The organism is Novosphingobium fluoreni (assembly GCF_014196615.1).
Lineage (GTDB): Bacteria > Pseudomonadota > Alphaproteobacteria > Sphingomonadales > Sphingomonadaceae > Novosphingobium > Novosphingobium fluoreni.
In genome coordinates this window covers 320,849-333,531 of sequence record NZ_JACIDY010000003.1, presented here as the reverse complement: position 1 = coordinate 333,531, position 12,683 = coordinate 320,849, and the positions used below count along the sequence as shown (strand labels likewise).

The 12,683-nt window shown below is 64.8% G+C and carries 6 protein-coding genes; 1 reads left to right on the top strand and 5 read right to left on the bottom strand.

Translation table 11 applies throughout. The annotated features are described in order from the left end of the window. Nucleotide 1: 1 nt before the first annotated feature. The 3 genes from GGR39_RS08755 to GGR39_RS08745 form a co-directional block, all read right to left on the bottom strand. Nucleotides 2-2,884, bottom strand: coding sequence for a M16 family metallopeptidase (locus GGR39_RS08755; RefSeq protein WP_183616767.1), 2,883 nt, complete (start codon nt 2,882-2,884; stop codon nt 2-4). Nucleotides 2,885-3,024: 140 nt separating this feature from the next. After that, entirely contained in the window at nt 3,025-4,485 is a 1,461-nt protein-coding gene (locus tag GGR39_RS08750; protein WP_183616766.1) for a glycine betaine ABC transporter substrate-binding protein, read from the bottom strand. 86 nt (nt 4,486-4,571) lie between these two features. Next, complete coding sequence (locus tag GGR39_RS08745; RefSeq protein WP_246388522.1) at nt 4,572-5,324, bottom strand: ATP-binding cassette domain-containing protein; 753 nt, start codon at nt 5,322-5,324, stop codon at nt 4,572-4,574. Nucleotides 5,325-5,542: 218 nt separating this feature from the next. Between GGR39_RS08745 and clpB the strand changes: the two genes are divergently transcribed. After that, nucleotides 5,543-8,122 (top strand): ATP-dependent chaperone ClpB, encoded by a 2,580-nt coding sequence (gene clpB / locus GGR39_RS08740; RefSeq protein ID WP_183616764.1) that lies wholly within the window; start codon nt 5,543-5,545, stop codon nt 8,120-8,122. Between the two features lie 5 nt (nt 8,123-8,127). Here the strand turns inward: clpB and GGR39_RS08735 are convergent, their stop codons facing one another. After that, nucleotides 8,128-9,030, bottom strand: a complete 903-nt coding sequence (locus GGR39_RS08735; RefSeq protein ID WP_343055835.1) for a 2OG-Fe(II) oxygenase — start codon at nt 9,028-9,030, stop codon at nt 8,128-8,130. Between the two features lie 158 nt (nt 9,031-9,188). Continuing rightward, nucleotides 9,189-12,482 (bottom strand): TonB-dependent receptor domain-containing protein, encoded by a 3,294-nt coding sequence (locus GGR39_RS08730; protein WP_242867076.1) that lies wholly within the window; start codon nt 12,480-12,482, stop codon nt 9,189-9,191. Between the last annotated feature and the right edge of the window lie 201 nt (nt 12,483-12,683).

Genomic DNA, 12,683 nt, shown 5'->3' with positions numbered 1-12,683 from the left:
ATCAATTTCCTTTGGTGGCCGCGCCCACGGCGGGTGCGGCGCGATATTCGACCGGCAGGCCGACGGCCTTCAACTGCGGCTCGATCTGCTTGCGGTCTCCGACGATAACGATCGTCATGCCATCAGGCTGCAAGTACTGGCGCGCCGCCTCCTCGATCTTGGGCGAAGGGATGGCGCGATAGGTGCTGGCGAGCGTCTGATAGTAGTTGTCCGGACGGCCCAGGCGCGCGTTCGTTTCGATCGCCTGGAGGACACTGCCGTTGGTCTGAAACTGGTTCGGCATCGCGCGGATCGCGCCCTCGGTCACGCGCTGCAACTCTACCGGGGTGACCGGGGCCTTGCCGGGGAAAGCCTTCATGTCAGCCAGGATGGCCTGGACGGACGGGCCGGTCTTATCGGTCTGCACGGGAGCCGCCACCATCAGCGTGCGCGGGCCGACCGGGCGCGTGACGGCGGAGAACACGCCGTAGCTCCAACCCTTGTCCTCGCGCAGATCGCCGTTCAGGCGCGAGAGGAAGCCACCGCCCAGAACGTCATTGGCGAGGTTGAGCGCCTCGGTGCCTTGCGTCGTGCCCTGGATCGGCAGGGCGCGGCCCACGGCGATATACGATTGCGGCGAAGCGGGACGATCCAGCACGACGATCCGCGCCTGGGCGGTCGGGACGGGGGCGTCCAGAGCCTTCTTCGGTGCTGCGCTTGCCGGTGGCACCCACTGGCCGAACGCGGTTTCCAGCAGCGGCTTCAGCTGCGCCATGGTGATGTCACCCACCACGGTGATGCGCGCCAGATCGGGGCGCAGCCACTTGGCGTGGGCATTGCGCAAGTCCACCGGAGTCAGGCTGGCGAGCGAGGTGGCATTGCCAAGGCCGTCGGACGGCAGCGCATAAGGGTGCTGGCCGAAGAGCAGTCCGTCCAGCGTGCGTTGCGCCAGTGCCTGGGGCGAGGCTTCGACCTGCTGCAATCCGGCAAGCGCCTGGCTGCGCACGCGCGTGACATCCTCCGCCCGGAACGCGGGATTGCGCACCACGTCCGCCAGCAGCGCGAGCGACGGGGCGAGGTTGGCGGTGAGCGCGGTCAGCCCGATGCTGCTGCGATCGACCGTGCCGCCCGCGCCGATCGACGCGCCCAGCCGTTCCTGCTCCTCGGCGATGGCGGTGGCGTTGCGCGTCGTGGTGCCTTCCTCCAGCGAGGAGAGCATCAGGAACTGCGTGCCCGGCTTGTCCAGCGAATCGGCGGCATAGCCCGCGTCGAAGCTGATCGAGAGTGACACCTTGGGGATGGCGGTGCGCCGCGCCAGGGCGACCGGGATGCCGTTGGACAAGGTGGCATGTTCCACCGTGGGAAACACCAGATCGGCAATGGGGGTGACCGGCGGCGCAGTCAGCTTCGGCGCGGCGGGCAGGGGGGGCGGTGCCGTCTTCGGGTCCGGCGTTGCTGCTTTGGCAGCCTCATCGCCCCAGCCGCCCATGCTCTCTCCGGATTCGGTGCGCTCTCCGGGGACGACATCCAGCGCGAAGGCCGGGCGGTTGAGCCACTTGGCCAGCGCCTTGCGGACATCCGCCGGAGTGAGCGCGGCCATGCGCGCCAGGTCTTCCTTGTACTTGGCCGGATCGCGCGAATACAGCTCACCCTCGGCCAGTGTCGCGCCCTTGCCCGACATGCCGCCGACCACTTCCAGACCCCCGATCTCGGCGCTGAGCGTGCTCGTCACCGCACGGCGCACTTCGTCGGCGGTGGGGCCCTGGGCGACGAAGTCCGCCGTCACCTTGTCGAACGCGGCCTCGGCCGCCTTGCGGTCGACGCCGGGCTTGATGTCCATGCTGGTTTGCAGGAAGCTCACCTGCTCGAATTGCTGGGCCCCGGCGGTGACCGAGACGGCGAGCTCCTGCCCACGCACCAGCGCATTGTCGAGCCGCGAGCTGGCAAGGCCGCCCAGGATGAACATGCCGACCCGAAGCGCGGCGGAGTCCGGATCGTTGAGGCCCGGGCCGCTCCAGTTGCGGGTGAGGCGGATCACGGGCACGCGATCGGTCATCTGCCGGGTCTGCGGTGCCGAAAGCGTGACGGGGGTGGCATTCACGGCGCGCACTTCGGGACCGCGCGGGATATTGCCGAACCATTTTTCCACCAGCGGTCGCGCGGTCTTGGCATCGATGTCGCCGCTGAGCGCCAGGACCACGTTGTTGGGGCCGTAGTGATCGGTGAACCACTGCCGCACGTCACCCACGGTGGCCGCGTCTAGGTCCGCCATCGAGCCGATGGTGGCGTGGCGATAGGGGTGGCCGACGGGGAATAGACCCTCGCCGATGGCATAGTCCATCAGGCCGTAAGGCTCGTTATCGCCCTGCCGCTTCTCGTTCTGGACGACGCCGCGCTGCTTATCGAGCTTGTCCTGCGTGACGGCGGGCAGGATGTGGCCCATCCGGTCCGCTTCCATGAACAACGCCAGGTCCAGCGCACCGGTGGGCACCGTCTCGACGTAGTTGGTGCGATCATACCAGGTGGAGCCGTTGGTGGGGGTGGAGCCGGCCGCTTCCAGCGGAATATCGAAGTTGGGAACGTTGGCCGATCCGCCGAAGAACAGATGCTCGTAAAGATGCGCGAACCCGGTCTTGCCGCGCGGTTCGTACTTGGAGCCGATGCGATAATAAGTAGTGACGCCGACCACCGGAGCCTTGCGATCGGTGTGGACGATCACGGTGAGGCCGTTGGCCAACATGAACTTCTCGAACGGGATATCCACCTTCCCGACCAGTTCGGCCGGGGAAACCGGAGCCTGCGCGGCGGGCGGGGCGGCGGTTCCCTTGGAAACGGCGGGCGCGCTGGCGCTGAAGGCGAGGGCGGCGGCAAGAGCGGACAGGGCCGCAGTCTGGAAGTGACGCATGGGGCGAAGATGTAGCAGCTTGGCGGGGGAGGGCTAGGGGGGAAGCGGGCTACTCAACGTCCTTCCGTTTGTGTCGAGCGAAGTCGAGACAGGCTGACCAAGCGTTGTCGTGTCTCGACTTCGCTCGACACGAACGGGACTTATTGGGTGGATTTGAGCAAGCCCCGTGGCGTGATCGCGCGCTCCAGCAGGTGGAACGCGCCTTCGATCACCAGCGCGAACACGGCGGCGGGCACCGCGCCCTCCAGGATCAGGCCGTTGTTGGCCAGGCGGATGCCGGTTAGGATCGGCTGGCCATAGCCGCCCGCGCCGATGATCGCCCCCAGCGTCGCCAGGCCTACCGCGATCACGGCGGCGGTGCGCACGCCCGCCAGGATCGTCGGCAGTGCCAGCGGCAGCTCGATCCGCAGCAGCCGCGTCTTGCGGGAAAGGCCCAGCGCTTCGGCGCTGTCCAGCAAGGTGGGCGAGATGCCGGTCAGCCCGGCATGCGTGTTGCGCACGATCGGCAGCAGCGAATAGAGGAACAGCGCCGCGATCGTGGGAGCCGCGCCGATGCCCAGCAGCGGGATCAGCATGACGAACAGCGCCAGGCTGGGGATCGTCTGCAGCACCCCGGTCAGCGGCAGAACCAGCGTGCCCAGGCGCGGCAGACGGGCGGCGGCGATGCCCAGCGGCAGGGCGATCACCAGCGCCAACCCCAGCGCCACCGCCACCAGCGCGAAATGCTCACGCGTGCGGGCCAGCAGGCGGGACCAGAGCGTGTCCTGCGCGGTGGTATCGGCCTTCAGGCCCAGAGCCTCCCGCGCGACATCGGTTTCGCTCATGCCATCGATGCGAACCTTGCGATTGAGTTCGCGCATCTTCGCCTCGTCGAGACGACCGGCCAAGGCATCGAGCGCGGCGACGGCCTTGGCAGGCAGGCTTCGCCGGTAGAGGAAGGCGCCGTCGTAACGCGGAAAGAACGCGCGATCGTCCTTCAGTACGACGAGGTTGTAGGCGGCGATCTCGGCGTCGGTGGTGTAGACGTCGGTCACGTCGATCTGCCCGCCCGCCAGCGCGCGATAGGCCAGGTCATGGTCGATCCCGCGCACTTTGATGGCGCCATAGCCGTAAGCGGCGGAGAGCGCGCGCCAGCCATCGGCGCGGTCGACGAATTCGTTGGATACCGCGACATTCAGCTGCGGGTGGCGCGCCAGGTCTGACAGGGTGGCCACGCCATAGCGCTTCGCCGTGTCGACCCGGATGGCCAGGGCGTAACCGTCGCTGAAACCCAGCGGCTTCGACAGGGCCAGGCCCCGTTGGGCAAGGATGGGGGCGAGCGCGGCGTCGTCCTTCAGCTTGCGATCGGCGAACGTCTCGAAGCGCAGGGTGCCGGTGTATTCGGGGTAGAAATCGATATCGCCCGCCGCCACCGCATCGAACAGGATGCGGCTGCCGCCCAGTTCCCGGCGGTGCGTGGCGGGCACGCCCGCCTGCTCCAGCGCGATGCGGGCCATTTCGGCAAGGATGACGCTTTCGGTGAATTTCTTCGAGCCGACGGTGACGGGCTTGGCTTGCGCAAGCGTGGGGATGAGCAGGGCGAGGATGACGGCCGCCAGCACCAGCCAACCTCGCGCACGCCTTCTACCGCCCGTTCTGCGCTGGAAGGACAAGGCTTGGGGGAGCCAGCGTGGCGAAGACAAGGCCATCACAACGCCTCCTCCGCCGCCAGAAACTCGGCCACGAAATCATCCGCCGGCTGCGTCTGCAAATCGGCGATGTCTCCTTGCTGCACGATCCGGCCATCGCGCATCAGAATGGCGCGGCCACCGAAGAACCGCGCCTCCCGCAGCGAATGCGTCACCATCACCACGGTCATGCCCAGCCGCGCGAAGATGTCGCGCAGTTCGCCTGCCAGCCGCAGCCGCGTCACCGGGTCGAGCGCGGAGAGCGGCTCGTCCAGCAGCAGCACGTCCGGGCCCAGCATCAGCGCCCGCATCATCGCCACGCGCTGGCGCTGGCCGCCCGACAGCCCGGCGGGGAAGCGATCGAGCTGCGCCGCGTCCAGCGCCACCAATTCGGCCAGTTCCCTCACCCGCGCGTCGATCCGCGCCTTGTCCCAGCCGAACTCGCGCGCGGCCAGCGTCACGTTGCCGCGCGCGGTCAGGTGCGGGAACAGTCCGCCCTCCTGAATCACATAGCCCAGACGCCGCCGCACCGGTCGCCAATCCTTGACCTCAGCCCCGTCGAACCGCAGCGTGCCGTCATAGGGAGATAAGCCGATCAGACATCGCAGCAATGTCGACTTGCCGGAACCGGAAGGGCCGAGCAGCACCACCGTTTCCCCCTGCGCGATGCTGAGAGTGGTAGGGGCCAAGGCGTCCACGCCGCCATAAGATACGCGCACCGCGTCAAGTTCGTACATCGCCGGCAGCGTAGCAAAGCCAGGGCGTGAGTACATGGCGAACTGATGGGAGGCGGTTCAATCGCCCAACCCGTCGGCCCCCCGTCAGCCTCGGTCTTCCGGGGCCTGACCTGGGGCTCCGGATCAAGTCCGGGGCGACGGAGCAGTAGGCGGCGGATTGAGGATGCCGCGTTGCCAACGAAAATTCCGCCGCCCCATCTTGTGTGACCAATAAGTCACACCACATCGCCGGAGACAGGAGGATACGTCCCACCATGAATCTCGAAAAGTTCACTGACCGCGCCAAGGGTTTCCTGCAGGCCGCGCAGACCACCGCGATCCGGCTCAACCACCAGCGCATCACGCCCGAGCATATCCTCAAGGCCTTGCTCGACGATGGCGAGGGCATGGCCGCTGGCCTGATCCAGCGCGCGGGCGGCAATCCCAAGTTCGCGCTGGACGGCGTCAATGCCGCGCTGGAGAAGATTCCGGCCGTCAGCGGTTCGGGCGCCCAGACCACGCCGGGGCTGGATAACGATGCCGTGCGCGTGCTCGATCAGGCGGAGCAATTGGCGGCCAAGTCCAACGATGCCTACGTTACCGTGGAGCGGCTGTTGCTAGCCTTCACCCTCGCCACGACCACGGCGGCCGGCAAGGCGCTGGCCGCGGCCAATCTCACCGCGCCCGCGTTGGAAAAGGCGATCACGGACTTGCGCGGCGGTCGCACGGCCGACAGTGCCGGGGCGGAGAACGCCTACGACGCGATGAAGAAATACGCCCGCGATCTCACCGAAGCGGCGCGCAACGGCAAGCTTGATCCGGTGATCGGCCGAGACGAGGAAATCCGGCGCACCGTGCAGATCCTGGCGCGCCGTACCAAGAACAATCCCGTCCTCATCGGCGATCCCGGCGTCGGCAAGACCGCTATCGCCGAGGGCCTTGCCCTGCGCATCGCCAACGGCGACGTGCCTGATAGCTTGCGCGATCGCACCTTGATGTCGCTCGACATGGGCAGCCTGATCGCCGGCGCCAAATATCGCGGCGAGTTCGAGGAGCGGCTGAAGGCCGTGCTCGACGAGGTGAAGGGCGCCGAGGGGCAGATCATCCTGTTCATTGATGAGATGCATACCTTGATCGGCGCGGGCGCGTCCGAAGGTTCGATGGATGCGGGCAACTTGCTCAAGCCCGCGCTCGCACGCGGCGAACTGCACTGCATCGGCGCGACCACGCTCGACGAATACCAGAAGTACGTCGAGAAGGATGCCGCCTTGCAGCGCCGCTTCCAGCCCGTCTTCGTTGACGAACCGACGGTCGAGGACACGATCTCGATCCTGCGCGGGCTCAAGGAGAAGTACGAGCTGCACCACGGCGTGCGCATCACCGACGGCGCGATCGTGGCGGCGGCGACCCTGTCGAACCGCTATATCACCAACCGCTTCCTGCCGGACAAGGCGATCGACCTGATGGACGAGGCCGCCAGCCGCATCCGCATGGAAGTGGAGAGCAAGCCCGAGGAGATCGAGAAGCTCGACCGCCGCATAATCCAGCTCAAGATCGAGGAGATGGCGCTATCCAAGGAGAGCGACACCGCCTCCAAGGATCGCCTGGCGAACTTGCGCGCAGAGCTCGGCAATCTCGAGCAGCAGTCGAGCGAACTGACCACCCGCTGGCAGAACGAGCGTGACAAGATCGCCGCCGAGGGCAAGCTGAAGGAGCAGCTGGATGCGGCGCGCCTGGAACTGGAGCAGGCACAGCGGCAGGGCGATCTTGGTCGTGCCGGCGAACTGTCCTATGGCACGATCCCCGCGCTGGAAAAGCAGCTGGCGGAAGCCGAAGCGCAGGCCGGTAACGCCATGCTGCGCGAGGAAGTGACGGCGGACGATATTGCCGGCGTGGTCAGCCGCTGGACCGGCGTGCCTGTCGACCGGATGCTTCAGGGCGAGCGCGAAAAGTTGCTCAACATGGAAGCGGCGATCGGCACGCGCGTGATCGGTCAGGCCGCTGCGGTCACGGCGGTGTCCAAGGCGGTGCGGCGTGCCCGCGCCGGTCTGCAGGACCCCAACCGCCCGATGGGCTCGTTCCTGTTCCTTGGTCCCACCGGTGTCGGCAAGACCGAGTTGACCAAAGCGCTCGCGAGCTTCCTGTTCGACGATGACAACGCGATGGTGCGCATCGACATGAGCGAGTTCATGGAGAAGCACGCCGTCAGCCGCCTGATCGGCGCGCCTCCGGGCTATGTCGGCTATGACGAAGGCGGCGTGCTGACCGAAGCGGTGCGGCGCCGGCCCTATCAGGTCGTGCTGTTCGACGAGGTGGAAAAGGCGCACCCCGATGTCTTCAACGTGCTGCTGCAAGTGCTGGACGACGGCCGCCTGACCGACGGGCAGGGCCGCGTGGTGGATTTCACCAACACGCTGATCATCCTGACCAGCAACCTGGGCAGCCAGTATCTGGCCAATCTGGACGAGGGCCAGGAAGTCTCGACCGTTGAACCGCAAGTCATGGAGATCGTGCGCGGGCACTTCCGCCCTGAGTTCCTCAACCGGCTGGACGAGGTGATCCTGTTCCACCGCCTGGGCCAAGGCGAGATGGGGCCGATCGTGGAAATCCAGGTCGGCCGCGTGCAGAACCTGCTGAAGGACCGCAAGATCACGCTGGACCTGACCGACGCCGCCAAGCGCTGGCTGGGCCGTGTCGGCTACGACCCGGTCTACGGCGCCCGCCCGCTAAAGCGCGCCGTTCAGCGCTATCTGCAAGACCCGCTGGCCGAAAAGCTGCTGGCCGGAGACATCCCCGACGGCACCACCGTCCACATCGACGAAGGCGACGGCGCCTTGGCGATCAACGTGGAGTGATGGGTTCAGCCCCTCGACGCCCAGATGTCGAGGGGCTGGTTCCTGATCCAGCGGGTGGCCAGCCACTTAGTACCGTTACGAACGGGAAGTCCAGCATGGCGACTTCGCGCGTCAGGTGAGCCGTCTTCTTGCGTATTGGTGAAAACGAGCACATCTCCCGCTTTGCCGGCCATTGTCAGGCCGATTCCGGGGAAGTGCGTTTCGCCGCCCAGGTATCCTTTGTTGAGGTAGATCAGCGCCGTCATGACGCGCTGATTTGGCTCGTGGGGTAGGGTATCCACGTGCGGCAAGTACTCTTGGCCCGGCGCGTAGTGCAGGATGGCCAGAGGCTCGCCCGCGCTCACACTGGTGCCGGTCATCGCTGACAATCGCCGCTGGATCGCCTGGATTGGCAACGTCTCCCGCGTCGGACCGATGACCGCCGCAGATGACTTGCGCACGGGGTGGGCAATTTGCTGGCCGGTCCGCGGATCGACGACCATGGAAGGGCCAAGCAGATCGAGAACGCTGGTCGCGAGATGAGCGCACTCATCGGCAGTCAAAACATTTCGCCAGCTGTGGACCAGCGGCGTATCGCTCAACTTTTCCGGGGGTGGAAGCCGCCGCGGATAGCCTTGGGCGTCGATGTCCATTCCCGAAAGCAAATTCACATGCTTTTGCGCTATCTCGATGTCACGCGCAGCAGCCTCTTCAAGGAGACGGCGCGCGGATGCCCAGTCCGGCGGCGCGCCGGTGCCATTGGCCGTAAGCGCCACCTCCATCATCGCCGCGTCCGCATTTCCGGCATCGGTCGACTGCCTGAGCAGCAAGCGGGCGCGCGGCAGATCGCGTGGAAGCGGGTCGCCAACCAGGTGCCACGTCGCCAACCGGAACATTGCCGCAGCACTGGATAGGGCGGCATGTTCCACGATATCCACTGCTGCGCCGATGTGCCCTGCGGCCAATAATTGATCAGCCTTGTCGAGAGGATCGTCAGTCATACGGAAACCATTGACCTGATGACGGCAAAAGAAAAGGGCCGGCGGATCACTCCGCCGGCCCCTAACCTTATGCGATCCGCGCTAGATCAGAATTTGGCGCGGAAGCCCGCGTAGAAGTTGCGACCGCGCACATCGTAGATGCCGGCACCACCGTTTGCGGCAGTGTTCAGACCGTTGCCTACGCCGGTCAGGCCGAACGGCGGCAGCTTGTTGCCGATGTTGTCGACACCCAGCGTCAGGTTGAACTGGCTGGAGACATCGATATCGACCCGGGCGTCGTGGTAGAACGTGTCCGGATAGTACTTCACGTCGGCAAAGTCCGTGTTCTGCGGCGGCAGACCATTGAGCGAATTATAGTCCTCATACGTGTTGAGGTACATCTTATCGATCCAACGCAGCTGGTAACCCAGAGTAACGCGGCCCAACTTCACGCTAGCATTCACGTTAACTTCGTTCTTCGGGTCACCCAGTTCGCCCAGAATGCGATCGCGGAAGCTGGGATCGTCCGGGTTGGTGAAATCGTCGCGCTGCAGGACGCGGGTCCAGATCGCGCGCAGGTTCAGCGTGCCCCAGTCGAACGAGTGACGGTAGTCGATCGTCGTATCGACACCGCGCGCTTTCAGCTTTGCGAAGTTTGCCGAAGCTTCCAGCAGCGAGCCTTCCAGGATCTGGAAAGGCTGCTCGCCAGCCGCACCGCCGCCGGCGCCAGCGCGCTGGAAGAGGCTGCAGAACTGGTTCGACAGGTTTGCGGAGTCATAGCACAGGTTGGCGACCTGCTGGGCATTGATCGACGCGATCACATTGTTGACGGTGATGTCATAGTAATCGGCCGAGATCGAGAACCCGGGCAGGAACGAAGGCGTGAACACTACGCCGCCGGTGTACGAATCGGACTTTTCTTCACGCAGGTTGGGGTTGCCGCCAGACAGCGTTTCCAACGACTGCGAATAAACGAAGTCGTAGCTGGTCGGGATACCGGCGGCAGCGCAGTTCGCGGCACGATTGGCCGAACCGGTGCCGATGTTACGTGCCGAACAAGGATCAACGAAGTTCGGCGCGAAGTTCTGGCCCTGAGCGGCGTAAAGCTCCGAAAGGTTCGGCGCACGAACCGATCGCGAGTACGTACCACGCAAGCGAACATCCTGGATTGGACGCCAGTCGACACCACCCGCATAGGTGTAAACGGTACCGGTCGCGCCCTTGTAATCGGCGATACGGCCCGAACCCTTGATCGTCAGCTCCCGGAAGAACGGCACGTCCTTCAGGATCGGTACGTTCACTTCGCCGTAGACTTCCTTAACTTCGAAGGCGGGCGCGGTCAGCGACGGAATGGCGTTGTAGAAAGCATAACCGGCCTGCGTGAAGTCATCCAGGTCGTAACGGTTGGTTTCGCGGCGATACTCTGCACCCACCGAGAAGCCGATGGCGCCACCGGGCAGGCTGAACCACTTGCTGGTGTCGCCGGCCACGAACGCCGAGGCCACGAACTGCGTGATCTTGCCGGTCGCAACCGATGGCACGATCAAATAGTCGCGCGCGGCCTGGCTGGCCGAGCCCTGACCAAACGGATTGAGCGGAACGCAAGCGGCAACGTCCGCGGCCAACTGGGCGGGATTGCCACCAGCGTCGGCACCGGCATAGCGCGGATCGACCTGCGCGCGACAGCGGATCACGCCGTTGGCATCACGTACCGTGTCCTGAGCCAGCAGAAAGCGCTGCGTGTTGACGTTGCCCTGGATCAGGTTGCGTTCCTTGAACTCTCCATAGTTGGCGGAGATTTCGTAGTTCCAGCCATCGTTGAAGTCACCACGGACGCCGAGGACCGCGCGGTAAGTCTCACGCTTAATCCGCTCGTCACGAATGCCAAGGTCCAGCCAGTTCCGGCGAAGTCCAAAACGATAGGTGCCGTCCGCAACTTGGGCGAGGGCAGCAGCGCGGGCGGCAGCAGCCTGCGCGTCGGTGTTGGTCGCAGTCTTAAACGAGGCGCCAGTGTTCGGGTTGACGCCGTACTGGCCTGAATTCAGCGCAGCCACGATCTGATTGGTGATCGTCGCGCGGGCACCAGCGTTCAGGTATGGGTTGTCGAGCCGGATACCTTCACGATTGACGAAATTGATCGCCGCACCGGAATTGGCAAACGAACGATCCTGGAACCCGGCGATCTCGGTCGCATCGCCCAGCGTGGTCCCTTGCGAGAAGAACGGGCCGCTTTGCGATCCGCGTGCCTCGGTACGGACATACTTTGCCTCGAAGAACGGTACAAATGCCGGGCTCACTTCGAAGTGTCCGAGCATGTTGACGGAGTAGCGCTTCAGGTCTGGCGTAAAGGTCAAGAGTTGGCCTTCGCGACCGACGTAGCCGTTGCCGCCGATGTAAGCGCCGTTCGGGCCAACGCCGACCCGATCACCGGTCTGGCGCGCGAGCGTACCGTCCGGCTGGAACAAGTAGGTGCAGGTATAGGCCGAGCCGCCGAAGCCACCGCAGGGACCGTTTGCACCAGCGTAGCGGAACGCGGTCAGGCCGCCGAGCGAGATCGTTCCAGAGCGGATGTCGCGGAAGAATGTACGGTCAGGATTGCCGTCGCTGGGTGCGGAGGCCGGATCGGTATCGACGGTGACGAAACCATCGTTGCGCGCAAGCGGACGACCTGTGGCATCGTATTGTGACTGGTGGGCGTATTCCAGGTTGATCGCGATGTTACCGCGGCCTTCGGCAAAGTTCTTGCCTGCAAGAAGCGAAATGTACTGGTTACCAGCGTCCTTGTACTTTGAGATGCCTGCATTGCCACGCAGCTGCAGACCTTCATAGTCGGTCTTCAGCTTGAAGTTGACGACACCGGCGATCGCGTCCGAACCGTAGATCGAGGATGCGCCACCGGTGAGAACTTCGACGTTTTCGATCAGGTCGGTCGGGATGGTGTTAGTATCGACCGAAACGCCCGTTGAAAGGATATCACCCGCAACGTGACGGCGGCCATTGACCAGAACCAGCGTGCGAACACTGCCCAAGCCGCGAAGGTCGACCAGGTTCAGACCGCGCGTTCCCAAGAAACGGGTCGAATTCTGCTGGCTGAAGGTATTGCGCAGCTGCGGCAGTTCGTTGAGCACGTCACCTACCGAGACCTGACCGGTCTGGAAGAACTGTTCGCCCGACACCACAGTGACAGGGTTGGTCGATTCCAGGTTGGCCGAGCGGATACGCGATCCGGTCACGACGATCGAGCCGGTATCGGCCGCGGAAGTTTCGGCTGTGGGAAGCGGGGTGCCGTCTTCGCGGGTGGTCTGGTTATCCTGCGCGAAGGCAGCAGTGGAGCCAATGGCCGCAATCACGGTCAGGCAGGTGGCGCCGCGCAGGGCGGCCTTGGCTATCGATGATTTCACGTCGTGTGTCCTTTGCCCCGGACGCACAAGGCGTTCGCCTCACCCTGTTCGTCCACTCTCCGGCGCGAGTGTTCATCTCGCGTCCATGTTCAAGGTGTTGCGGCAAAATTGCTTTGATACAACGGGTTTGCCGTTATCGCCGGCAAGAGATTGTGCGGATGTGGCGCAAAGGACACACTGGTGTCACGTAAACGCGGTACC